The organism is Hydrogenophaga intermedia (assembly GCF_000723405.1).
GTDB lineage: Bacteria > Pseudomonadota > Gammaproteobacteria > Burkholderiales > Burkholderiaceae_C > Hydrogenophaga > Hydrogenophaga intermedia.
In genome coordinates, this window is sequence record NZ_CCAE010000016.1 from 39,726 (window position 1) to 62,113 (window position 22,388).

General features: G+C 69.0%; 21 protein-coding genes. 6 read left to right on the top strand and 15 right to left on the bottom strand.

All coding sequences use genetic code 11. The annotated features are described in order from the left end of the window. Positions 1-178: 178 nt before the first annotated feature. The 3 genes from BN948_RS11535 to BN948_RS11545 are packed head-to-tail and all read right to left on the bottom strand — an operon-like array spanning position 179 to position 5,932. Positions 179-1,564 (bottom strand): efflux transporter outer membrane subunit, encoded by a 1,386-nt coding sequence (locus BN948_RS11535; RefSeq protein ID WP_035621736.1) that lies wholly within the window; start codon positions 1,562-1,564, stop codon positions 179-181. After that, on the bottom strand, positions 1,551-4,709 hold the full coding sequence (locus BN948_RS11540) for an efflux RND transporter permease subunit (RefSeq protein WP_009520363.1): 3,159 nt from the start codon (positions 4,707-4,709) through the stop codon (positions 1,551-1,553). Before BN948_RS11540 ends, BN948_RS11535 begins: the two co-directional genes overlap by 14 nt. 11 nt (positions 4,710-4,720) lie before the next feature. Next, positions 4,721-5,932, bottom strand: a complete 1,212-nt coding sequence (locus tag BN948_RS11545; protein ID WP_009520362.1) for an efflux RND transporter periplasmic adaptor subunit — start codon at positions 5,930-5,932, stop codon at positions 4,721-4,723. 113 nt (positions 5,933-6,045) lie between these two features. Here BN948_RS11545 and BN948_RS11550 point away from each other — a divergent pair, with 113 nt between their 5' ends. Next, a complete protein-coding gene (locus tag BN948_RS11550) occupies positions 6,046-6,801 on the top strand; it encodes a TetR family transcriptional regulator (protein WP_009520361.1) in 756 nt (251 codons plus the stop codon). On the opposite strand, the gene BN948_RS11555 is transcribed toward BN948_RS11550, so the two are convergent. The 8 genes from BN948_RS11555 to BN948_RS11590 are packed head-to-tail and all read right to left on the bottom strand — an operon-like array spanning position 6,702 to position 14,269. Then, on the bottom strand, positions 6,702-7,868 hold the full coding sequence (locus BN948_RS11555) for an MFS transporter (protein ID WP_035621739.1): 1,167 nt from the start codon (positions 7,866-7,868) through the stop codon (positions 6,702-6,704). The two genes, BN948_RS11550 and BN948_RS11555, sit on opposite strands and share 100 nt — an antisense overlap. An 8-nt stretch (positions 7,869-7,876) precedes the next feature. Next, positions 7,877-9,265: a DNA recombination protein RmuC gene (locus tag BN948_RS11560; protein WP_009520359.1), complete on the bottom strand. Its 1,389-nt coding sequence runs from the start codon at positions 9,263-9,265 to the stop codon at positions 7,877-7,879. 2 nt (positions 9,266-9,267) lie between these two features. After that, on the bottom strand, positions 9,268-10,266 hold the full coding sequence (locus BN948_RS11565; RefSeq protein WP_009520358.1) for a 2-hydroxyacid dehydrogenase: 999 nt from the start codon (positions 10,264-10,266) through the stop codon (positions 9,268-9,270). 41 nt (positions 10,267-10,307) lie between these two features. Continuing rightward, positions 10,308-11,720 carry a sodium:proton antiporter gene (locus BN948_RS11570; RefSeq protein ID WP_009520357.1) on the bottom strand — a complete coding sequence of 471 codons (1,413 nt, stop codon included), beginning with the start codon at positions 11,718-11,720 and terminating at the stop codon, positions 10,308-10,310. Positions 11,721-11,734: 14 nt separating this feature from the next. Continuing rightward, entirely contained in the window at positions 11,735-12,082 is a 348-nt protein-coding gene (locus BN948_RS11575) for an FKBP-type peptidyl-prolyl cis-trans isomerase (protein WP_009520356.1), read from the bottom strand. A 35-nt stretch (positions 12,083-12,117) separates the two neighbouring features. After that, positions 12,118-12,837 (bottom strand): nitroreductase, encoded by a 720-nt coding sequence (locus BN948_RS11580; RefSeq protein ID WP_009520355.1) that lies wholly within the window; start codon positions 12,835-12,837, stop codon positions 12,118-12,120. Beyond that, positions 12,834-13,277, bottom strand: a complete 444-nt coding sequence (locus BN948_RS11585; protein ID WP_009520354.1) for an acyl-CoA thioesterase — start codon at positions 13,275-13,277, stop codon at positions 12,834-12,836. Before BN948_RS11585 ends, BN948_RS11580 begins: the two co-directional genes overlap by 4 nt. Then, entirely contained in the window at positions 13,274-14,269 is a 996-nt protein-coding gene (locus BN948_RS11590; RefSeq protein WP_009520353.1) for a histone deacetylase family protein, read from the bottom strand. The genes BN948_RS11585 and BN948_RS11590 overlap by 4 nt, the downstream gene beginning before the upstream one ends. Before the next feature lie 249 nt (positions 14,270-14,518). Here BN948_RS11590 and BN948_RS11595 point away from each other — a divergent pair, with 249 nt between their 5' ends. From BN948_RS11595 to BN948_RS11615, 5 genes are all read left to right on the top strand, one after another. Beyond that, a complete protein-coding gene (locus BN948_RS11595; protein WP_009520352.1) occupies positions 14,519-15,061 on the top strand; it encodes a phasin family protein in 543 nt (180 codons plus the stop codon). A gap of 304 nt (positions 15,062-15,365) precedes the next feature. Beyond that, complete coding sequence (locus BN948_RS11600; RefSeq protein ID WP_009520351.1) at positions 15,366-16,703, top strand: NAD(P)/FAD-dependent oxidoreductase; 1,338 nt, start codon at positions 15,366-15,368, stop codon at positions 16,701-16,703. Then, positions 16,700-17,698 (top strand): chorismate transformation FkbO/Hyg5 family protein, encoded by a 999-nt coding sequence (locus tag BN948_RS11605; protein ID WP_009520350.1) that lies wholly within the window; start codon positions 16,700-16,702, stop codon positions 17,696-17,698. Before BN948_RS11600 ends, BN948_RS11605 begins: the two co-directional genes overlap by 4 nt. Next, the gene (locus tag BN948_RS11610; protein WP_009520349.1) at positions 17,698-18,504 is read left to right on the top strand and encodes a lysophospholipid acyltransferase family protein; all 807 of its coding nucleotides are present in this window, start codon (positions 17,698-17,700) and stop codon (positions 18,502-18,504) included. The genes BN948_RS11605 and BN948_RS11610 overlap by 1 nt, the downstream gene beginning before the upstream one ends. Beyond that, on the top strand, positions 18,471-19,238 hold the full coding sequence (locus tag BN948_RS11615) for a glycosyltransferase family 2 protein (protein ID WP_009520348.1): 768 nt from the start codon (positions 18,471-18,473) through the stop codon (positions 19,236-19,238). Before BN948_RS11610 ends, BN948_RS11615 begins: the two co-directional genes overlap by 34 nt. On the opposite strand, the gene fabG is transcribed toward BN948_RS11615, so the two are convergent. The 4 genes from fabG to BN948_RS11635 are packed head-to-tail and all read right to left on the bottom strand — an operon-like array spanning position 19,219 to position 22,388. Then, positions 19,219-19,938, bottom strand: coding sequence for a 3-oxoacyl-ACP reductase FabG (gene fabG / locus BN948_RS11620; RefSeq protein WP_009520347.1), 720 nt, complete (start codon positions 19,936-19,938; stop codon positions 19,219-19,221). The two genes, BN948_RS11615 and fabG, sit on opposite strands and share 20 nt — an antisense overlap. Next, positions 19,935-20,408 carry a hotdog family protein gene (locus BN948_RS11625; RefSeq protein ID WP_009520346.1) on the bottom strand — a complete coding sequence of 158 codons (474 nt, stop codon included), beginning with the start codon at positions 20,406-20,408 and terminating at the stop codon, positions 19,935-19,937. The genes fabG and BN948_RS11625 overlap by 4 nt, the downstream gene beginning before the upstream one ends. After that, positions 20,371-21,201: a beta-ketoacyl synthase chain length factor gene (locus tag BN948_RS11630; RefSeq protein ID WP_009520345.1), complete on the bottom strand. Its 831-nt coding sequence runs from the start codon at positions 21,199-21,201 to the stop codon at positions 20,371-20,373. Before BN948_RS11630 ends, BN948_RS11625 begins: the two co-directional genes overlap by 38 nt. Further along, positions 21,198-22,388 carry a beta-ketoacyl-[acyl-carrier-protein] synthase family protein gene (locus tag BN948_RS11635; RefSeq protein WP_009520344.1) on the bottom strand — a complete coding sequence of 397 codons (1,191 nt, stop codon included), beginning with the start codon at positions 22,386-22,388 and terminating at the stop codon, positions 21,198-21,200. Before BN948_RS11635 ends, BN948_RS11630 begins: the two co-directional genes overlap by 4 nt.

Sequence of the window (22,388 nt, forward strand, 5' to 3'; positions counted from 1 at the left end):
GCGCAGGCCCCATTCGCGCTTGCCACAGAGGGGGTGCGCCAACCACGGCGGTGACGCCAGCCCTGTTCGAGCGCCCGGGCGCCTCTGCGCGAGCGTGGGCCGGAGAACGGGCACACGCACCAGCGGCCCTCGCGAGGAAGAGGCGCGCAAAGCCCCAAACCCCATCAAGCCAGAGCAATCACTCCAACCACCCCCCACCCAGCGCCGCATACAGCGCCACCCGGTTCTGCTGCAGCGCCAGGCGCGTCTGCGCCTCGGCCTGCTGCGCCGCGAACAGCGAGCGCTGCGCGTCCAGCACATCCAGGAAGCTGGCCACGCCGTTGCGGTAGCGCAGGTCGGCCAGGCGGAAGCGGTCTTCCTCGGCCACCACCTGATCGCGCTGCGCCTGCAACTGGTCGGCCAACGTCGCGCGCCCCGCCAGTGCGTCGGCCACCTCGCGGAACGCGGTCTGGATCGCCTTCTCGTACTGCGCCACCGCGATGTCGCGCGACACCTCGGCCGAGTCCAGCCCCGCGCGGTTGCGGCCCGCGTCGAAGATGGGCAGCAGCGCCACGGGGTTGAGCGTGAAGCCCCAGGAGCCGTCCTTGAACAGGCCCGAGAGGTCGTTGCTCGCCGTGCCCGCGCTTGCGGTGAGCGTGATGCGCGGGAAGAAGGCCGCGCGCGCCGCGCCGATGTTGGCGTTGGCCGCGATCAATGTCTGCTCGGCCTGGCGGATGTCCGCGTGGCGCGTGAGCAGGTCCGACGGCAGACCCGCCGGCACGTCGGCCAGCACGGCCGTCTCGGCCTCGGCCACCTGCAGCAGCTCGGCCGGCACGGCCTCGCCCACCAGCAGGTTTAACGCGTTCACGTCGAGCGCGCGCGCCCGCTGCTGCTGGGCGAGCGCAGCGCGCCCCGTGGCGGCCAGCGACTCGGCCTGGCGCAGGTCCAGCGCCGAGGCCGCGCCGTTGTCGAAGCGCAGTTTGGTCAGGCGCAGCGAGTCCTCTCGCGTGCTCAGGGTCTGGCGCGTGATGGCCAGCAGGGCCTCGTTGGTCTGCAGGCTGAGCCAGCTGCTGGCCACCGCCGACACGAGGCTGGTCTGCGCGGCGTTGCGCGCCTGTTCGCTGGCCAGGTACTCGGCCAGCGCCGCTTCCTTCAGCGCGCCGAGGCGGCCGAAGAAGTCGATCTCCCAGGTGCTCAGCGCCAGCCCCACGCTGTAGGTGCTCTGGATGCCGCCGGTGCCGTCGGGCTGGCGGTTGCCGCTGGCGGCCAGGCCGATGCTGGGAAACTGGTTGGCGCGCTGGATCTGGTACTGCGCGCGCACGCGCTCGATGTTGAGCGTGGCCACGCGCAGGTCGCGGTTGTTGTCGAGCGCCCGCCGCACGAGTTCGCGCAGGCGCGCATCCTGCACGAAGTCGCGCCAGGCGGTGTCGGCCGCGCTGGGCACGCCAGTGGCTTCACCAGCGAGCGGGTACGCCTGCGGCACGGGAGACGCCGGGCGTTCGTAGGTGGGAATCATCGAGCAGCCGGCCAGCAGCAGGGCCGCGACCAGCGGGCTCAGGCGGGTGGTGAGATCACGATTCGTCATTGTCGACTCCATGCGCGCGGGCGCTTTCGCGGTCGCGCTGGTGTTGGCGTTCGCTGCCCTTGAAGAGGCGGCGCACCACCACGAAGAACAGGGGCACGAAGATCACGGCCAGCAAGGTGCCGGAGATCATGCCGCCCACCACGCCCGTGCCGATGGCGCGCTGGCTGGCCGAGCCCGCGCCGGAGGCCAGGAACAGCGGCAACACGCCCAGCGTGAAGGCCATCGAGGTCATGATGATCGGGCGAAAGCGCAGCTTGGCCGCGGCCAGCGCCGCCTCCATCGCGCTCTTGCCCTGGGCCTGCACGTCCTTGGCGAACTCGATGATCAGGATGGCGTTTTTCGCGGACAGGCCGATGATGGTGATCAGGCCGACCTGAAAGTACACGTCGTTCTGGTAGCCGCGCAGCAGCGTGGCCAGCAGCACGCCGACCACACCCAGCGGCACCACCAGGATCACCGACAGCGGGATGGTCCAGCTCTCGTACAGCGCCGCCAGGCACAGGAACACGGCGAGGATGGCGAAGCCGTAGAGCACGATGGCCTGGGCACCGGCGAGTTTTTCCTCGCGCGAGGTGCCGGTCCATTCGAAGCCGATGCCCTGCGGCAATTGGGCGGCCAGGCGCTCCATCTCGTCGAGCGCAGCGCCCGTGCTGTAGCCCGGGGCCGCGCTGCCGCTGATGCGCATGGTGGGGTAGCCGTTGTAGCGCACGGTCTGCATCGGGCCGCTGATCCACTTGGTGGACGCGAAGGCCGACAGCGGCACGGCCTGGCCGCGGTTGTTCACCACGTTCAGTTGCAGCAGGTCGTCCGGCTGCATGCGCGCCGCCGCGTCTGCCTGCACCACCACGCGCTGCAGGCGGCCGGCGTTGGGGAAGTCGTTCACGTAGCTGGAGCCCAGCGCGGTGCCGATGGCGCTGTTGATGGCGTCGAAACCCACACCCAGCGCCTGCGCGCGGTCGCGGTCGATGTCGAGTTGCAACTGCGGCGCGTCCTCCAGGCCATCGGGGCGCACCTGCGTGAGCACGGGGCTCTTGGAGGCCAGGCCCAGCAACTGGTTGCGGGCCTGCAGCAGCACGTCGCGCCCCAGGCTGGCGCGGTCCTGCAGGCGGAAGCTGAAGCCCGAGGACGCACCCAGTTCCGGAATCGGCGGCGGGCTCAGCGGGAAGATGAAGGCGTCGCGGATGCCCGAGAGCGCACCAAAGGCGCGGCCTGCCACGGCCTCGGCCGAGTTGGCGGCGCCTTCGCGTTCGGCCCAGTCCTTGAGCGTGATGAAGGCCAGCGCGGCGTTCTGCCCCTGCCCCGAGAAGCTGAAGCCCAGCACGCTCACCATGCTCTGCACCTCGGGCTGCTTGAGCATATAGCCCTCGACCTGCTGCATCACCTCCAGCGTGCGCGCCTGCGTGGCGCCGGGGGGCAGCTGCACGTTCACGAGCATGGTGCCCTGGTCTTCGTTGGGCAGGAAGGAATTGGGCAGGCTCGTGTAAACCCAGGCCGCACCCGCGCCGATGGCGAGGTAGACGATGAGCATGCGCCCGGCGCGCGGCAGCAGGCCACTCACCGTGCGGGTGTAGCCGTTGGTGGTGCGCGCAAAGCCCCGGTTGAACCAGCCGAAGAAGCCCTTCTTCTCCACGTGGTGGCCCTTGGGCACCGGCTTGAGCAGCGTGGCGCACAAGGCCGGCGTGAGCGACAGCGCCAGGAAGGCCGAGAAAGCGATGGACACGCCCATCACCGCGGCGAACTGGCGGTAGATGTTGCCGATCGATCCCGCGAAGAAGGCCAGCGGCACGAACACCGAGATCAGCACCACGGTCACGCCGATGATGGCGCCCGAGATCTGGCCCATGGCCTTGCGCGTGGCCTGCAGCGGTGGCAGGCCCTCCTCGCTCATGATGCGCTCGACGTTCTCCACCACCACGATGGCGTCGTCCACCACGATGCCGATCACCAGCACCATGCCGAACATGGTGAGCACGTTGATCGAGAAGCCCATCGCCAGCAGCACGGAGAAGGTGCCCAGCAGCGCCACCGGCACCACGATGGTGGGAATGACGGTGTAGCGGAAGTTCTGCAGGAACAGGAACATCACCAGGAACACCAGGGCCACCGCCTCCAGCAAGGTCTCGGCCACTTGCTCGATGAAGATGCGCACGAAGCGCGAGCTGTCGTAGGGAATGGTCCAGCTCATGCCTTCGGGGAAGAAGCGCTCCAGTTCGGTGAGTCGCGCGCGCACCGCGTCGGCGGTGGCCAGCGCATTGCCGCTGGGCGAGAGTTGCACGCCGATGCCGGTGGAGGGCTTGCCGTTCAGGCGGGCCGAGGTGGCGTAGGCCTGGGCGCCGAGCTCGATGCGTGCGACATCTTTCAGGCGCACGGTGGCGCCGCCGGGGTCGGCGCGCAGCACGATGTTGCCGAACTGCTCGACCGAGCTGAGCTGGCCATTGACCACCACGGTGGCCGAGATGCCCTGCCCCGCCACGTTGGGCAGCGCGCCGATCTCACCGGCCGAGACTTGCGCGTTCTGGGCTCGGATGGCGGCGTTCACGTCGGCCGCGCTGAGGTTGAAGCCGAGCAGCTTGGCCGGGTCGATCCAGATGCGCATGGCGCGCTCGGTGCCGAACAACTGCGCCTGACCCACGCCAGGCACGCGCTGGATCTCGGGCAGCACGCTGCGCGTGGCGTAGTCGCCCAGCGCCACCGGGTCCCACTTGGGGTCGTCGCTGGTGAGGATGGTGAACAGCAGGAAGTTGCTGCGCGCCTTGTCCACGCGCACGCCCTGCTGCGTCACGGCCGCCGGCAGGCGCGGCGAGGCGCGCGAGAGCCGGTTCTGCACGTCCACCTGCGCCAGGTCGGCGTTGGTGCCGGGCTGGAAGCTCAGCGTGATCGAGCCGGTGCCGTTGGCCTGGGCCACCGACTCCATGTAGATCAGGCCGGGCGAGCCGTTCATTTCCTGCTCGATGATGGACAGCACCGAGTCCTCGAGCGTCTTGGCGGACGCACCCGGGTAGGTGGCGTTGATCGAGATGGACGGCGGCGCCACCGGCGGGTACTGCGCGATGGGGAGCTGCGTGATGGAGACCGCGCCCATCACGATGATGAACAGCGCGATCACCCACGCGAAGATGGGCCTGTCGATGAAAAACTTCGCCATGTACGACTACCTCAGCTCGCCTTGGAAGGTGTGGCGCCGTTGGGCTTCTTCTCGCCCGGCTTCTGCCACGGCACGGGCTTGACCGTGCCGCCCGGCTGCAGCTTCTGGAAGCCGTCGACCATGACCTGGTCACCAGCCTTGAGGCCGTCTGTCACGACCCACTGTCCGTCCTGCTGGCCGCGCACGGTGATGTTGCGCGGCGCGACCTTGCCTTCGCCATCGACCACCATCACCGAGTCGCCCTGCGCGGTGCGCGTGACGGCCTGCTGCGGCAGCAGCAACGCGTTGCCGGCCGTGGCCTGCTCGATGCGCACGCGCACGTACAGGCCCGGCAGCAGCACGCCATCGGGATTGGGCACCTCGGCGCGCAGCGTCACCTGGCCGGTGGCGCTGTCGACGGTGAGGTCGGAGAACAGCAGACGGCCGTCGCGCCCGTAGACGGAGCCATCTTCCAGGACGATCTTCACGTGCGCCACCTGATCGCCCGCGCCCTTGAGCGAACCGCTCTGGAAGGCGCGGCGCAGGCGGTAGACCTCGGAGGCCGACTGCGTGAAGTTCACGTACATGGGGTTGATCTGCTGGATGACGGCCAGCGGCGTGGGCTCGCCCTGCCCCACCAGCGCGCCCTCGGTCACCAGCGCGCGGCCGATGCGCCCGCTGATGGGCGCCGTGACATTGGCGTAGCCCAGGTTGATGCTGGCGGTCTGCACGGCGGCACGGCCGGCGGCCACGTCGGCCTCGGCCTGCTTTTGCGCGGCCTGGGCGTTGGCGTATTCCTGCTGGCTGATGGCGTTTTCCTTCACCAGCGGGCCGTAGCGGTCAGCCAGGGCCTTGGCCTGCGTGAGGTTGGCCTCGGCACGGGCCAGCGTGGCGCGTGCGCTCTGCAGCGTGGCCTGATACGGCGCGGAGTCGATCTGGAACAGACGCTGGCCAGCCTTGACCTCGCTGCCTTCGCGGAACAGGCGCCGCTGCAGGATGCCGGCCGCGCGCGCCCGCACCTCGGCCACGCGCGAGGCCTCCAGGCGACCGGGCAATTCGTTGACCAACCCGATGTCGCCCAGGGCCACGGTGATCACGCCCACTTCGGGCGGCGGCGGCGCGCCGGCGCCAGCGGCCGGGGCCGCACCGTCCTTCTGGCCGCAGGCGGCGATCAGGGCGGTCAGGGCGATGGCAACAAGGGTCTTGGCCGCGCGGGAGCGCGGCAGCGAGAGCGAACTGGGCATGGAATAACCTCGAGGAACGTCGGGCCAGGCACGAAAGCGACGAGTATACATACGTGAATGTATGTATAGTGACGGGCTTGTAATCCAAACCCCCACGGATCCCCAGCCCATTCATGGCCCGACGCACCAAAGTCGAAGCACTGGAAACCCGCAACCGGCTGCTGGACGCGGCCGAGCGCCTGTTCCAGGCCAAGGGCGTGACCAGCACCACGCTGGGCGACATCGCCACCGCGGCCGGCACCACGCGCGGCGCGGTCTACCACCACTTCAAGGACAAGGCGGACCTGTTCAACGCCATGATGGAACGTGTCACCTTGCCGATGGAGGATGCGCTGGCCGAAATGGCGAAGGACGCGGGGGGTGAACAAGATCCCTTGCAATCCCTGCGCCAGGTGATGCTGCATGCCCTGCACCAGATTGCGCACGACGAGCGCACGCGGCGTGTGTTCGAGGTGGCGATGCAAAAAGTGGAGCGCACCGATGAGATGCGCGCCGTGCACGAGCGGCATGTGCAGGTGCTCAATGAGTGCCAGGCGTTGACGCGCACCGCGCTGCGCGAGGCCGTGCACCGCCAGGGGGGCGCTTTGTCCATTTCCCTGCCCGCCGCCACGCTGGGCCTGCACGCGCTGATCGATGGCCTGATCCACAACTGGCTCCTCGAGCCCGAGGCATTCCATCTGGTGCGCGTCGGACGCCAGACCTTCGATGCGTATCTGCGCGGACTGGGCTTCGAGTTGCCCTGGACGCGTTCCGCCAGCACCCGCGCGGCTCAGCGCGGGGACCGCTCCGGTGGCGTGGCCACTGGCCGCAGGCGCCAGGCCATGGGCGAAGCCACGCCCACCAGGCTGCCCACGGCCCAGAACACGTAGGCCACGCCCACCGCGGCCCCCACCGAGCCAAACAACAGCGGCATCGCCACGCTCGATCCGTTGATGGCCATGGAGCGCAGGCCCAGGGCCTCGCCGTGGCGGTGCGGTGGCGTCATCTGGTGCAGCATGCTCATGATCATGGGCTGCACCGAACCCAGAGCGAAGCCCAGCAGCACCGACAGCGTGGCCATGGCCCCGGCCGCGTGTGCGAACGGATAGATGGCGAACAGGCTGGCGGTGGCGAACATGGCCGTGGCGATCACGGCCGATTCGCGCAGGCGCGACGCGAGCCAGGGCATGAGCACGCGGATGGCCGTGGCCGCGAGCGCGAAGCCGCCCAGGATCGCACCAATGGCGGTGGCGCTCAGGCCGCGCTCATGGCCCAGCACGGGCACCAGGAAGGTGTGCACGTCCCAGCAGGACGACAGCATCCAGTTCAGCGCCATCAGCCGGCGAAAGTCGGGCTGGCGCAGCAGATCCCAGGAAGAAGCGCGCCGACCGCCTTCGGGCGCGGGCTCGCGCGGCAGCTCTTGAGTGCGGCGCACCCACCACCAGGCCAGCCAGGGCAGCAAGGCCAGCACCAGGTAGGCCCAGCGAAAGCCCGCGTGGTCGATGACGAAGCCTGCCAGCACCGGGCCGAGAAAGTTCGAGATCGAGGGCCCCACGGCCATCCAACTGAAGACCTGGCGCAACTCGGTCGCATCGTGCGCCAGGCGGCCCACGTGGCGCTGCAGCGCGATCATGGCCATGCCGCTGGCCGCGCCGCAGGTGGTGGCCGACAGGCACAACACCCAGAACGTGGGCCAGACCACGGCCGCGAGCGCGCCCACGCTGGCCACCGTGACGGCCAGTCGCACCGGGCGTTGCAGGCCGTGGCGGTCGGCGAAGCGGCCTGCGGGCAGCGCCAGGAACACCGGCGCCAGCGCGAACAGCGCGAGCAGGATGCCCACCGACCAGGCGCTGTGGCCTTCGCGCAGCGCCATCAGCGGCGCGGCCATGCGAAAGCCCGTCATGCAGGCGTGCACGCTGATCTGCGAGGCGATCAGCCGCGCCAGGTCGACGCGCAAGCGGGGGTTCAAGGGGCCTCGGGGTCGGTGGGGTCGCTGTCCAGCGGCAGCAGCGCGCTGCTGCGATCCTGCGGCAGTGCCTCCACGGTCTTGAGCGCGCGGCCCATGGCGCGGCTGCGCACCTCGGCCTGGTCCAGGGTGTTGAGCACCGTTTGCGTCTGGCTCTTCACGCGCGCGAGCGTGTCGCCGAACTTGCCGAACTCGGTCTTGACCGCGCCCAGCACCTGCCAGACCTCACTGCTGCGCTTCTCCAGCGCGAGCGTGCGAAAGCCCATCTGCAGCGAGTTGAGCATGGCCATGAGCGTGGTGGGCCCGGCCAGGGTAACGCGGTGTTCGCGCTGCAACAGCTCCATCAGCCCCGGGCGGCGCAGCACCTCGGCGTACAAACCTTCGGTGGGCAGGAACAGGATGGCGAAGTCGGTGGTGTGCGGCGGCTCGAGGTACTTCTCGGCCATGGACTTCGCTTCCAGGCGGATGCGCTGCTCCAGGGCGCGGGCGGCGATCTCGGCGCCCTCCACGTCGGCGCGCTGCTGCGCGTCGAGCAGCCGCTCATAGTCTTCGTTCGGAAACTTGGCGTCGATCGGCAGCCAGCAAGGCGCGCCGTCGTCGCCACGGCCCGGCAGGCGCACCGCGAAGTCCACCGCGTTGCGCGAGCCCGGACGCGTGCTCACCTGGGCCGCGTACTGGTCGGGCGCGAACACCTGCTCCAGCAGCGCGGCCAGTTGCGCCTCACCGAACATGCCGCGCGTCTTCACGTTGGTGAGCAAGTGCTTGAGATCGCCCACGCCCTGCGCCAGGGTCTGCATCTCACCCAGGCCCTTGTGCACCTGCTCCAGGCGGTCGGCCACCTGCTTGAAGCTCTCGCCCAGGCGAGCCTGCAGAGTGGTCTGGAGTTTTTCGTCCACCACCGCGCGCATCTCGTCGAGCTTGGCTGCGTTGCCCTGCTGAAGCTGCGTGAGTTGCGCGTCCAGCGTGGTGCGGATCTCGGCCAGGCGGCGCGCGTTCGCCTCGCTCATGTCCTGCAACTGGCGCGTGAGCGCGTCGCCCAGGGCGCCGCGCAGTTGCACCAGTTGCTGCGCGAAGCCGTCGAGCTGCGCGTTCTGCGTGCGCGTGGTCTCGGCCGACTGCGCGGTGATCGACTCCTGGAAGCGGCTCAGGCTGTGCTGCTGTTCCTGGCGCGCGGTGCGGGCGTTGTCGGCCACCTCGCGGCGCAACTCGCCTTCCACCTGCTGCACGCGCTGGGTGATCTGCTGCAGTTGCGCCAGCACCGCCTGCCGGTGCGCGATCTCCTCGGATGTGGCGGGAGCAGGCTCGGGCCGGCGCCGCCACAGCAGGACCTGCAGCAGCACGCCGGCGACGGCCAGCGCCAGCAACACGATCAGCAACCAGGTGTCCATGATCAGGTCCGTGCACCCTTCCCGATGATGTCCGCGTTCAGCGGCGTGCGCGGTTTGCCGGTGGTGAGGTAGTCGATCACGTTGTCGGCCGCCAGCATGGCCATGGCGCGGCGCGTCTGGATGGTGGCACTGGCAATGTGCGGCGTAAGCACGATGTTGGGCACGGTGAGCAGATCCGGATGCACCGACGGCTCGCCCTCGAACACGTCCAGGCCCGCCGCCGCGATGCGCCGCTCCTTCAGTGCCTTCGCCAGCGCCGCGTCATCGACGATGCCGCCGCGCGCGATGTTGACCAGCGTGGCGCTGGACTTCATCTGCGCGATCTCTGCCGCGCCGATGGCGTGGTGGCTTTCCTTGCTGTAGGGCAGCACGAGGATGAGGTGGTCGGCCTCGCGCAGCAGCGTGGCCTTGTCCACATAGCTCGCCTTGCACTCGGCTTCGGTGGCCGCGTCCAGGCGCGAGCGGTTGTGGTAGATCACCTTCATGCCGAAGCCCAGGGCGCCGCGGCGCGCGATGGCCTGGCCGATGCGGCCCATGCCCAGGATGCCCAGCGTGCTGCCGTGCACCTCGGCGCCCGCGAACATGTCCAGGGCCCAGCGGTTCCACTGGCCGGCGCGCAGGAAATGCTCGCTCTCGGTGAGTCGGCGCGCGGTGGCCATGAGCAGCGCGAAACCGAAGTCGGCCGTGGTCTCGGTCAGCACGTCGGGCGTGTTGGTGGCCAGAACGCCGGCCGAGCTCAGCGCGGGCACATCGAAGTTGTTGTAGCCCACCGCGATGTTGGCCACGATGCGCAGCGAGGGCGCGGCTTGCACGATCGCGCCATCGATGCGTTCGCTGCCGGTGGTGAGCGCGCCCACCTTGCCCTGCAGACGTTCGATGAGCTGGGCCGGCGCGAGCACGCCGTCGGTGTCGTTGTGGTCGACCTCGAAGTGCTGGCGCAGATGTTCGACAACGTCGGGAAAGATCTTGCGGCTGATCAGGATGGCGGGCTTGGCGGCCATGCGGCGGGTCTCCTTGGGGTGGTGTTGTGCGGGGGAGCAAATCAGAGGAACCAGATCCAGGTGACGACCAGGAACAGCGGCACCAGGATGCCGACCGACCAGGCCATGTACCCAAAGAAGCTGGGCATCTTCACGCCGCGGTCCTCGGCGATGGCCTTGACCATGAGGTTGGGCGCGTTGCCGATGTAGGTGTTGGCGCCCATGAACACCGCGCCCGCCGAGATGGCGATCAGCGTCGGCGCCAGGGTGGTCATCAGCACCTGCGGGTCGCCACCGGCGGTGTTGAAGAACACCAGGTAGGTGGGCGCGTTGTCCAGGAAGGAACTCAGAGCGCCCGTGGCCCAGAAGTACATGGCGTTGTTCGGCGAGCCATCGGCGTGCGTCACCGCGCGGATCACGGCCGAGAACGGGCCGTCGACGCCGGCTTTGAGCATGGCGATGACCGGGATGATGGTGAGGAAGATCGCCGCGAACAGCTTGGCCACCTCCGCCATCGGCCCCCAGTTGAACTGATTGCCCTCGTGCGCGCTGGCCGGCGTGATGCGCAGCGAGACCAGCGTGACGATGACCAGGCCGACGTCGCGCACGATGCCGGGCAGGCCGACGTCGGTACCGGCGACGTTGAACACCACAGAGGACTTCCACAAGCCGCTCATGAGCACCAGCACCACCACCACGCCCAGCAGCGCGAAATTGGCCGCGCCGTCGAAGCCCAGGCGCGGGGTGTCGGGCGTGGGGTCGGGCGCGCGCACCTCTTCACGGGTGCGGTAGTACCAGGTATCGACCAGGTAGAACAGCAGCAGCAGCGCGCCGACGATGAAGCCCGTCTTGGCCCACAGGTGCTCCAGCGTCCAGAAGAAGCCGACGCCCTTGAGGAAGCCCAGGAACAGCGGAGGATCGCCCAGCGGCGTGAGCGCGCCGCCCGCGTTGGACACGATGAAGATGAAGAACACCACCACGTGCACCTGGTGCTTGCGGTTGTCGTTGGCACGGATCAGTGGGCGGATCAGCAGCATCGACGCGCCGGTGGTGCCCATGAAGCTGGCCAGCACCGCGCCGATGGCCAGGATGCCGGTGTTGAGCGCGGGGCTGCCGTGCAGGTTGCCGCGCACGAAGATGCCGCCGGCCACCGTGAACAGCGCGGTGAGCAGGATGATGAATGGGATGTACTCGGCCAGCGCCGCGTGAACCACCGCCGCGCCGGTGGCCCCGGCACCGAAGGTAATGGCAAAGGGCACCAGAAAGGCCAGGGCCCAGGCCGCCGACACCTTGCCGAAGTGGTGGTGCCAGAACATGGGCGCCAACAGCGGCATGATGGCGATGGACAGCAGCACGCCCGCGAACGGCACGCCCCACAACACCGACAGCTGGCTGCCGTCGAGGTCGGCGGCGGCGGCCAGGCCGGGCAACAGAAGGGTGAACAGGGCCAGCGCCCTGCTCCATTGAAGTCTCACGCGGTGCTCCTTGCTCAGACGGCCAGCAGATCGACTTCAAACAGCAGCGTGGCGTTGGGCGGGATCACGCCGCCGGCGCCGCGAGCGCCGTAACCCAGTTCGGGCGGGATCACCAGGCGGCGCGTGCCGCCCACCTTCATGCCCTGCACGCCCTCGTCCCAGCCGCGGATGACGTGGCCCATGCCGAGCGGAAATTCGAACGGCTGGCCGCGATCCTTGCTGGAGTCGAACTTGCTGCCGGCGGCGTCGTTGACGTACAGCCAGCCGGTGTAGTGCACCTGCACGGGCCGGCCCGCCTGGGCTTCGTCGCCCTGGCCCACCACGGTGTCTTCGTACTGCAGGCCGCTGGGGGTGGTGATCATGTGTGTCTCCTGAAATGAAAGGGAAGTAGGCGGCCTCAGCCCAGCCAGCGAGTGAACGCCGACACCGGCTCGCGGGGCGTGTGGAACCCGTTGACGGGCTCGTCGGGATCGGCGTAGCCGAGCGCCATGCCGCAAACCAGCATCTCGTCGGCGCCGGCACCGATGTGCGGCAGGATGATCTTCGCGAAACCATTCCAGGCCGCCTGCGGGCAAGTGTGCAGGCCCTGGCCGCGCGCGGCCACCATGATGTTCTGCATGAACATGCCGTAGTCCACCAGGGAACCGCGCCCCATCACGCGGTCCAGGGTGAACATCAGGCCCACGGGCGCGTCGAAGAAGCGGAAATTGCGGTGGTGCTGCGCGTGCATCTTGTCCTTCTCGCCCTTGGCGATGCCCAGCAGCCCGTACAGGCCCCAGCCGTTCTCGCGACGACGGTCGATGTAGGGGCTGACCCATTTCTCGGGGTAGTAGTCGTATTCCTCGCGGTACTCGGCGGCCAGCGCGGGGTTGGCGTAGATCGCGTCGTGCGCAGCGCAGACCTTGGCCACCAGTTCGTCGCGTGAGGCGTTCTGCAGCACGTACACGCGCCAGGGCTGGGTGTTGGTGCCCGAGGGCGCGCGGCTCGCCACCTGCAGGATGTGCTCGATGGACTCGCGCGGCACCGGCGTGCGCAGGAAGGCGCGCGTGGACATGCGACTGGTGATGGCGGCATCGACGCTCGCGGGGTCGATCGACACGGGCTCGGCAAGATTCATCGAAGGGTCTCCAGGGTCTGCTTCAAGGCCTCGGGCAGAGGCACCGGACGGCGGCTGGCGCGGTCCACGTAGACATGCACGAAGTGGCCATGGGCCGCGGTGCGTTCGGCCCCCTCGGCGAACAGGCCGACCTCGTAGCGCACGCTGGAGGTGCCCAGGTGCGCCACGCGCAGGCCCGCCCAGACGGTCTGGGGAAAGGCGAGGGGTTCGAAATAGTGGCACTGCGTCTCCACCACCAGGCCAATCACACCGCCCGCATGAATGTCCAGCGCGCCCGACTCGATCAGGTGCGCGTTGACCGCGGTGTCGAACCAGCCGTAGTAGACGACGTTGTTGACGTGGCCATAGATGTCGTTGTCGGCCCAGCGCGTGCCGATGGCGCGAAAGACGCGGTAGTCGCTGCGGGGCCGGGCCTGGGGGCGGGAAGCCGGTGCGGTCATGGCGCCGGATTGTGCCAGTGCGTACCCTGGGGGGTGGCCGCGGCCTCGGCCGCGAGCGCCTGGCCCTGCCAACGGCGCTCGAACGCCAGCGCGGTGCGGTAGGTGTTGACTTGCACCTGCAGGGTGGACTCCATGTCGTGGCCATAGCCGCCACCCATGGCAAAGACCAGGGGCAGGCGGCGCGACCAGGCCCAGTCCATGACGCGTCGGTCGCGCGCCTCCAGGCCGTCGAAGCTGAGTTTCAGGCGTCCGAGCCGATCGCCCTCGTGCGGGTCGGCGCCGGCCAGGTAGAGCACCAGCTCAGGCTCGAAGCGTCGGTCCAATTCGTCCAGTGCCAGTTCCAGCGCGTGGAGGTAGTCGTCGTCGGCGCAACCATCGGGGAGCTCCACGTCAAGGTCGCTCGGCTCCTTGCGGAAGGGAAAGTTCTTCGCGCCGTGCAACGACAGCGTGAACACGCTGGCATCGCCCGCGAAGATGCGCGCCGTGCCATTGCCCTGGTGCACGTCCAGGTCGACGATGGCCACGCGCAGCGGCTCGCGCCTGTCGTGGCGGCGGGCGTGCTCCGCCTGCATGAGCCGCGCCGCGACGGCGAAGTCGTTGAAGACGCAGAAGCCGCCGCCCTTGTCGGCGTAAGCGTGGTGGGTACCCCCCGCAAGGTTGGCCGCCAGGCCGCCACCCTGCCCCATCACGCGTCGAGCGGCCTGCAGCGTCGCCCCCACCGAGCGGCGCGCCCGCTCGGCCATGGCCGTGCTCCAGGGAAAGCCGATCTCGCGCTGCAAGGCCGGGCTCAGCGTGCCGCTGGCCACAGCGTCGATGTAGGCGGGCGTGTGCACCAACGTCAGCTCGCCATCGCTGGCGGGGAGCGCCTCATGCATTTCCACCTCGGGACATTCCCGGGCCAGGCGCTCGCGCAACTGAGCGTACTTGGCCATGGGAAAGCGGTGCCCGCTGGGCAGGGGCAGCACGAAGTGATCGGCGTAGAAGGCGTGCACGAGGGGACGGTCCAGGAACAGCGGCGCATTGTGGTCGCGGCGCGAAGCCGCAGCGGGGGTACCGGATTTAGAACGCGGTCTCTAGATTGTTGCAATGCAGCAAAAAAGGGTTGCGCTCCGGCAGCGCGTCCTGAATAATTCGATCCATGTTGCAGCGCAGCATAACGAACGGAAACACCGCTCGAACCGGGACTTCAGCCCCACGCCGCAACCGCCGTTGTCCACCATCCACCCTTCAGGAGAATCCTCATGCTGACCGCCGAACAAATCATCGCCGCCCAGAAGTCCCAGATCGACACCCTCTTCGGTCTGACCCAGAAAGCCTTCGAAGGCGTCGAAAAGCTGGTTGAACTCAACCTGCAAGCCACCAAGGCCGCCCTGTCCGAGTCCGCGAACAACACCCAGGCCCTGCTCAGCGTCAAGGACGCCCAGGAACTGCTGAACCTGCAAGCCAGCATGGTGCAGCCCCTGGCCGAGAAGACCGTGGCCTACAGCCGCCACCTGTATGACATCGCCGCCGGCACCGGCGCCGAGTTCAGCAAGGCCGCCGAAGCCACCGCCACCGACACGCAGAAGAAGTTCATGGCTGTCGTGGACAACGCCGCCAAGAACGCGCCGGCCGGTTCCGAAACCGCTGTCGCCGTGATGAAGAGCGCTGTCTCCGCTGCCAACAACGCCATCGAATCGGTGCAAAAGGCCGTCAAGCAAGCCACCGACATGGCCGAAGCCAACTTCAACACCGTGGCCGCCACCGCCGTGAACGCCACCAAGACCGCCGCCAAGAAGCGCTGAAATAGCACAAGTTTGCTGCCGTTGATCGCGGGACTTGACATTTCGTCGCCCGCCCACAATTGGTACGACAAGACAGTCTTAGCCTGAGCACCCAAGGTTTTGCTGTCATCGGTTTTTTCTGGTTGTCTCCTCGGGTCCTTTTCGAAATTCGGTTTCATCGGACCCTTCAATGCCCTCACCATGCGGTGAGGGCTTTTTTTTGGTTACATGCCCCCCCAGGAGGCCCCCGGGCGGGCCTCCTAGAATGCCCGGGACCAAGCGCCACGCGACCGCGAACGGCGCGCTCGACGAACAACGAGGTTCCATGCAAGAGGCGGGCATCACGCAGCGCGACTGCGACGTTCTGGTGATCGGTGGCGGGCCTGCGGGCTCCACGGTCGCCACGCTGCTGGCGCGCGAGGGCCACCATGTGGTGCTGCTGGACAAGGACCGGCACCCGCGCTTTCACATCGGTGAGTCGCTGCTGCCGGCCAACCTGCCGCTGCTGGATCGGCTGGGCGTAGGCGACGCGATCCGCGCGATCGGCATGCACAAGCCCGGGGCCGAATTCGTGTCTCCCCAGCACACCCACACGCAGGTCTATCACTTTGCCGACGCCTGGGACAAGTCCATGCCCGCTGCGTACCAGGTCAAGCGCGCGGACTTCGACCATGTGCTGTTGCGCAATGCCGCCTCCCAAGGCGTGGACGTGCACGAGGCCACGCTGGCCCGGGAGGTGCGCTGGTCCGCCGATGCCCAGCGCGCCGAGTCGGTCACCTCGACAGACGAAAACGGCCAGGCCATCGAATGGCACCCCCGCTTCCTGGTGGACGCTTCGGGGCGCGACACCTTTCTCGCCGGCCGGCTCAAGAGCAAGGAAAAGAACCCCAACCACAACAGCGCCGCCGTGTATGCGCACTTCCGGGGGGCACGCCGGCAAGCTGGCGCGGACGAAGGCAACATCACCATCTTCTGGTTCGACCACGGCTGGTTCTGGTTCATCCCGCTGAGCGACGGCACCACGAGCGTGGGCATGGTCACCTGGCCTTACCACATGAAGACGCGGGGCGGACGGGATCTGCAGGACTTCCTGCTCGACAACATCCGCGCCTGCCCCGCGCTGGCCGAGCGGCTGGCCGAGGCCGAGCCGGTCACCGCCGCCGAGGCCACGGGCAACTACTCCTACCGCTCCACGTTGAGCCACGGCGAGGGCTTCCTGCTGCTGGGCGACGCCTACGCCTTCATCGACCCGGTGTTCTCCTCGGGGGTATGGCTGGCCATGAGCAGCGCCGACATCGGGGCCCGCACGGTTGACACCTGCCTGCGCGAGCCCGCGCGCGCTGCACGGGCCATGCGCCATTTCGACCAGCACATGCGCCATGGCCCACGCGAATTTTCCTGGTTCATTTACCGCATGACGAATCCCACCATGCGCGGCTTCTTCATGGACCCGCACAACCCCTTGCGCATGAAAGAGGCGCTGCTGTCCGTGTTAGCCGGGGACCTCTTCGGGCGTACACCCATCTGGCCTTCGCTGTGGGCTTTCAAGAGCTTTTATTTCGCGGTCAACCTGGGCAACCCGCTGCGAACCTGGCGCGCCTGGCGACAGCGCCGGCGCAACATCCGGCCCACTGTCTCGGCCAACGCCGCCTCGAATCCATGAGCGGCCTGCAATGGCTCACGCAGCGCGCGATCGACACGTCGATCGCTCACACCGTGCTGGGTGGCGCGGCCCTGCCCGATGCACCCGGCACGCCGACCTGGCCCGAGCAGCGCCTGCGCATGGTCGTTGAGAGCGGCACCGACGCGACCTGGCGCGAGGCCTGGTGCAGTGACGGCCCACTGCAGCAGGAACAGGTTGCTGGCCTGCAATGGCGCTGCGGCCATGACCTGCTGTACGGCCTGATAGAACTCGACGAACCCGCGCCGGACGTGCCCGAACGCGGCAAGCACCTGCGCGAACGCACGCGTAATGCCTACCTGCGCCTGTTTGCCTTGCTAAACGAGCGTGAAATGCCCCACTTGTGGCGTGTGTGGAACTTCATGGCCGACATCAACCGCGACGAGGACGGCCTGGAGCGCTACCGCTGGTTCAACCTGGGCCGACACGACGCCTGCTCGGCGGCCGGCGCCGCCAGCGCGGCCCAGATGCCCGCGGCCAGCGCCCTGGGCTGGGCCCGGGGACCGCTGTCGATTGCCTTCCTCGCCGGGCGCAAGCCGCCGCGCCCGATCGAGAACCCGCGCCAGGTGAGCGCCTTCCACTACCCCGGCGACTACGGACCACGCCCGCCGCTGTTCGCGCGCGCGGCGCTGGCCGAATCGGGCCGTGACGAATGGCTCTTCGTCTCGGGCACGGCCAGCATCGTGGGCCACCAGACCGTGCACACGGGCGACGTGGTGGCGCAGTGCGAGGAAACCGCCCGCAACGTGCTGACGGTGCTGGACCAGGCGAACCAGGTCACGCGCACAGCAGGCCACCGCGCCGAGGCGCTGAGCCACCGCGTGTACGTGCGCCACACCGCTGACTTCCCTGTGGTGCGTCGTGCGCTGGAGCGTTGTCTTGGCGGCGCCGGCCTCACACTCATGCAGGCCGACATCTGCCGCCACGATCTGCTGGTCGAGGTGGAGTCCGTGGCCCACGGCCTCCTGCTCGCTTGATGGGGCTCGCACTGCCACGAACTGCCCAGGCGCTGCAAGCGCTGCGCGAGCACATCGCCATGGCGATCGGCCTGGGCACGCTCGCGCTGCTGTGCCTGAGCTGGTCGCCGATCGCACTGCTGCTGCACCACACGCTGCCCCGCCGCTGGGGCCAACCGCTGGGCCGGCGAGTGGCCACGCTGTGTTTCCGCTTCTACCTGGGCGTGCTGCGCGTGGCCTGCGGCTGCCACTTCCACCTGAACGCGCTCGACGAACTGGCCAAACGGGGACCCGCGATCATTGTGGCCAACCACCCGAGCCTGCTTGACGCCTTACTGCTGATCTCTCATCTGCCCAACGCGGTCTGCATCATGAAGGCCAGCCTCATGAACAACCCGATGTTTGGCGCGGGCGCCCGTCTGGCGGGCTACATTCGCAACGACAGCCTGCTGCACGTGATCCTGCACTGCCGCTCGGCCTTGCGCGAGGGCGCGCACGTCATCGTGTTTCCGGAAGGCACCCGCACCATCGAGGCCCCGATGAACCGCATTCCCGTCTCCATCGGCCTGCTGGCGGTGCGCGCCCAGATGCCCGTGCAAACGGTGCTGCTCGACTTCTCCAGCCCCTACCTGGGCAAGGCCTGGCCGCTGTGGCGCCGCCCGGAGCTGCCGCTGCACGTGCGCGCGCGGCTGGGCCGGCGCTTCGACCCACCCCGCGACGCCCAGGCCTTCACCGACGAGCTGCAGCGCCACTTCGACCAGGCGCTGAGCGCCCCGTCTTCTTCCCCGACTCCATGCCCCATACCTCCACCACCCACCTCGTCCTGATCCCGGCCTACAACCCGGGCGAACTGCTCGCCCGCACGGTGCGCGCCGCGCGGGCCCAATGGGCCCCCGTGTGGGTGGTGGTTGATGGCAGCACGGACGACTCGACCGCCACTGTTCAGGCCATGGCCGCGCAGGACCCGCAGTTGCGCGTGATCGTGCTGCCGCACAACCAGGGCAAGGGCGCGGCCGTGCTGGCGGGCCTCGAGGCTGCGGCCCGATCCGGCTTCACCCACGCGCTCACCATGGACGCCGATGGCCAGCACCCGGCCGAACTGATCCCGCGTTTCATGGCCACCTCGGTGTCCAGCCCCGACGCGATGGTGCTGGGCAAGCCCGTGTTCGGCCCCGAGGCCCCCGCGCTGCGCGTGCAGGGGCGCCGCCTGTCCAACGCCTGGGCCGACATGGAAACCCTGGGCATGGGCATCGGCGATTCACTCTACGGCTTTCGCGTGTACCCCGTGCACGCGCTGATCGACGTGATGCGCTCAACGCGCTTCATGCGCCGTTTCGATTTCGACCCCGAGGCCGTGGTGCGCCTGTGCTGGGCCGGCGTGCGCCCGATCAACGTGGACGCGCCGGTGCGTTACCTGGCGCCCGACGAGGGCGGCGTGTCCCACTTCAAGTACGTGCGCGACAACCTTCTGCTGACATGGATGCACAGCCGCCTGTGGTGGGGCTTCGTGTTCCGGCTGCCGATGTTGCTGGCGCGCCGGCTCAGGCCATCGCGCCGTTGATGCCGATGACCTGCCCGCTGATGTAGCCCGCGCGCTCGGACGCGAGGAAAGCCACGAGCTCGGCCACTTCGTCGGCGCGGCCCGCGCGCTGCATGGGCACCAGTTGCTTCACGGCGGCGGCGTCGAACTGGCCCTCGGCCATGCCGCTGTCGATGAGCCCCGGCGCCACCGCGTTGACCGTGATGCCGCGCGCCGCCACCTCCAGCGCCAGCGAGCGGCCCGCCGCGTGCAGCGCGGCCTTGGCCGCCGAGTAGTTGACCTGTCCGCGGTTGCCCATCACGCCCGCGACCGAGGTGATGTTGATCACCCGCCCCCAGCGCGTGCGGATCATGGGCAGCATGAGCGGCTGGGTGACGTTGAAGAAGCCGTTGAGCGAGACGTCGAGCACGCGGTCCCACTGATCGCCCGTCATGCCGGGGAACACGGCGTCGTCGTGCACGCCCGCGTTGTTCACCAGCACCTGCACGGCGCCTTCGTCGGTCAATTCGGCCAGGGCCGCGGCGCAGGCGGCGCGGTCGGTCACGTCGAAGCGCAGGGCCCGCGCCCGACCGCCGGCGGCGAGGATGCGATTGACCACCGCCTGGGCGCGCTCGAGGCCCTGATTGGCGTGCACCAGCACCTCCAGCCCGTCTTGTGCCAGGCGTTGCGCGATGGCCGACCCCAGGCCGCCGCTGCCGCCGGTGACCAGTGCGCGCTTCATACGTGGCCCTCCCCCGCATCAAGGACCACGGCGGCGCGGCCATCGGCCACGGCACCGCGCGCGCCGTCGACGCGGAAGGCATAGAGCACGTTGCGGTCATCGCCCGACAGGCGCTCGGCGCACACGCGCAGCGGCGCGTCACTGGCGGCGATGGTGTCTACGTGCAGGTTGACGCCGCGCACGCTGGCCAGGTAGCCGGCCTTGGGTGCATCGTTCGTGCCCGTCACCAGGGCGCCATGCACCGCCATGGCCTGCGCGGCGTATTCGACCGCATTCACCGCACCCACACCGCCATCAACTGCGCGCAACGGGTGCGTGCCCAGTCCTTCAAGCAGCGCTTCGCACTCGATCGCCTCGGGCGACCAGTGCCGCACGGCGTCGAGCAGGCACATGTCAAACTGGTGCGGGATTCGCTGTGCGATCCACTCGCGGTCAAGCGGCGTGTGCGGGACGTGGTTGTTGGTGCTCATGGTCAGCGGGCGTGAACTGTACACGCAGCCGCTGAGGGGCGAGGTAGTCGATCACCACGGGGCGCTCATCGCGTCGCGCGATGCGCTCCAGCAAGGGCAGGCAGCGCAAGGCGGGAAAGTCGGTGCGCAAGGCGTCCAGTGGCGCCTGCGCCATGGCCTCGGGGTCATCGGTGACGAGCGTGGTGCGCAACGTGCCCAGACTCTGCTCGCGCGGCGTCGTACCCAGCCAGAACGCCACTCCGGCGGCGTCGGGCACGGGCCGGCAGGTGTGCAGCGGTTCGGGGTACTCGCTGTCGTAGGCCACCAGCAGCAGCTCGCCGCCGTCACAGGCCAGCTGACCCAGCGCGTCGATCCATCCCGCGCCCAGGCTCCCATCGTGGGCGCACAGCACCTGGCTCGGCGCCATGGAGCGGGTGGCGATGCCCCAGTAGCCGGCCGCCGCGTTGTGCACCGAGTTGTGGAAGCGCGTGGGCGAGATGGCGCGGTCTTCGCCCGCGAGTTGCTCGCACAGCGCATGGCAGTTGTGGCCGTCGGCGCCCGATGAGGTGAACACCGTGGCGACCTCGCCCGGGTCGTGCCCCTGCAGCGCGTGCAGGCCCAGGGCCAGGGCCACGCGCACCGCGCGGCTGGCGCGGCGGCGCTCGGCGGCGGGCAAGGCCTCGGCCGGCGGCAGCACCGACGGCGCGTGCGCCCAGGCCTGTTCACCGCGCAGCACGGGGGCGGCATGTGCCCAGTCGGGCAGGCCGGGGGCGATGATCGACAGGCCGTGCAGCCAGAGAGCGGTTCCGTTCATGCATCCCCCTTGCCGAACACCAGGCTGCAGTTGCTGCCGCCGAAACCGAAGGAATTGGACAGCGTGTACCGCAGCCCAGGCGCAGACGCCCCCTGCACGCGGTAGTCCACCGCGATCGCCGGGTCGGGCGTCTGCGTGCCGGGGCTGCCGGGCACACGGGCTTCGCTCAATGCGATGGCGCAGACCACCGCTTCCAGCGCACCCGCCGCGCCCAGGGTGTGCCCGGTGGCGCCCTTGGTGGACGAACATGGCACACCGCGCCCGAACAGCGCGGCCACGGCCTGCCCCTCGGCGGCGTCGTTGGCAGGCGTGGCGGTGCCGTGCAGGTTGATGTAGCCGATGTCAGCGACCGACAGGCCGGCCGAGCGCAGGGCCGCCTCCATGGCGCGCTGCGCGCCCAGCCCTTGCGGGTGGGGGGCCGACATGTGGTGCGCGTCGCTGGATTCGCCGGCGCCAAGCAGGCGGACATCGGCGGGCGCGTCGCCGCGCTCGAGCAGCGCGAAGGCCGCGGCCTCGCCGACGGAGATGCCGTCGCGCCGTGCGTCGCCGGGGCGGCAGGGCTCGGGCGAGGTGAGTTGCAGCGAGGCGAAGCCGTACAGCGTGGTGAGGCACAGGGAGTCGACACCCCCGACCACGGCGGCGTCGATGGTGCCCAATTGCAATTGGCGCGCCGCCGCTGCAAACACCTTGGCGCTGGACGAGCAGGCGCTGGACAGGCTCATGGCCATACCCTGCAATCCGAAGGCCGCGCGCACGAAGGCGCTCACCGAGTAGACGTTGTGCGTGCTGTCGTAGAGAAAATGCGCCGGCAGCGCACCCGTGACCGGGTCGCGCTCGCGGTAGGCCAGTTCGGTCTGCAGCACGCCCGATGTGCTGGTGCCGAGGAACACACCCACACGCCCGGCACCGTGGCGAGCGATGGCCTCGCGCACGCGCCCGGCAAATCCGTCTTGTTGAAGACCCAGCCAGGCCAGGCGGTTGTTGCGGCAATCGAAAGCGCTCAGGGCGTCGGGCAGCACCACCTCGTCGACACCGGCGACTTCGCCGATCCAGGTGGGCAGGTCCACGGTTTCGAACCGGCAGGGCGTGAGGCCGCTGCGCGAGTCGCGCAGCGCCTGCGCGTGCGCGGCGACGCCATGCCCCAGGCAGGACGTGGCGGTGTAGGCGGTAAGGGATGCGGCTTGCAT

Excerpts from the sequence above, each read along its gene's own strand:
- BN948_RS11600 (WP_009520351.1), top strand. The coding sequence starts at position 15,366 with ATGCAAGAGGCGGGCATCACGCAGCGCGACTGCGACGTTCTGGTGATC.
- fabG (WP_009520347.1), bottom strand. The coding sequence starts at position 19,938 with ATGAAGCGCGCACTGGTCACCGGCGGCAGCGGCGGCCTGGGGTCGGCC.
- BN948_RS11580 (WP_009520355.1), bottom strand. The coding sequence starts at position 12,837 with ATGAATCTTGCCGAGCCCGTGTCGATCGACCCCGCGAGCGTCGATGCC.
- BN948_RS11635 (WP_009520344.1), bottom strand. The coding sequence starts at position 22,388 with ATGCAAGCCGCATCCCTTACCGCCTACACCGCCACGTCCTGCCTGGGG.
- BN948_RS11545 (WP_009520362.1), bottom strand. The coding sequence starts at position 5,932 with ATGCCCAGTTCGCTCTCGCTGCCGCGCTCCCGCGCGGCCAAGACCCTT.
- BN948_RS11610 (WP_009520349.1), top strand. The coding sequence starts at position 17,698 with ATGGGGCTCGCACTGCCACGAACTGCCCAGGCGCTGCAAGCGCTGCGC.
- BN948_RS11540 (WP_009520363.1), bottom strand. The coding sequence starts at position 4,709 with ATGGCGAAGTTTTTCATCGACAGGCCCATCTTCGCGTGGGTGATCGCG.
- BN948_RS11550 (WP_009520361.1), top strand. The coding sequence starts at position 6,046 with ATGGCCCGACGCACCAAAGTCGAAGCACTGGAAACCCGCAACCGGCTG.
- BN948_RS11605 (WP_009520350.1), top strand. The coding sequence starts at position 16,700 with ATGAGCGGCCTGCAATGGCTCACGCAGCGCGCGATCGACACGTCGATC.
- BN948_RS11625 (WP_009520346.1), bottom strand. The coding sequence starts at position 20,408 with ATGAGCACCAACAACCACGTCCCGCACACGCCGCTTGACCGCGAGTGG.
- BN948_RS11615 (WP_009520348.1), top strand. The coding sequence starts at position 18,471 with ATGCCCCATACCTCCACCACCCACCTCGTCCTGATCCCGGCCTACAAC.
- BN948_RS11560 (WP_009520359.1), bottom strand. The coding sequence starts at position 9,265 with ATGGACACCTGGTTGCTGATCGTGTTGCTGGCGCTGGCCGTCGCCGGC.
- BN948_RS11575 (WP_009520356.1), bottom strand. The coding sequence starts at position 12,082 with ATGATCACCACCCCCAGCGGCCTGCAGTACGAAGACACCGTGGTGGGC.
- BN948_RS11535 (WP_035621736.1), bottom strand. The coding sequence starts at position 1,564 with ATGACGAATCGTGATCTCACCACCCGCCTGAGCCCGCTGGTCGCGGCC.
- BN948_RS11595 (WP_009520352.1), top strand. The coding sequence starts at position 14,519 with ATGCTGACCGCCGAACAAATCATCGCCGCCCAGAAGTCCCAGATCGAC.
- BN948_RS11565 (WP_009520358.1), bottom strand. The coding sequence starts at position 10,266 with ATGGCCGCCAAGCCCGCCATCCTGATCAGCCGCAAGATCTTTCCCGAC.
- BN948_RS11630 (WP_009520345.1), bottom strand. The coding sequence starts at position 21,201 with ATGAACGGAACCGCTCTCTGGCTGCACGGCCTGTCGATCATCGCCCCC.
- BN948_RS11585 (WP_009520354.1), bottom strand. The coding sequence starts at position 13,277 with ATGACCGCACCGGCTTCCCGCCCCCAGGCCCGGCCCCGCAGCGACTAC.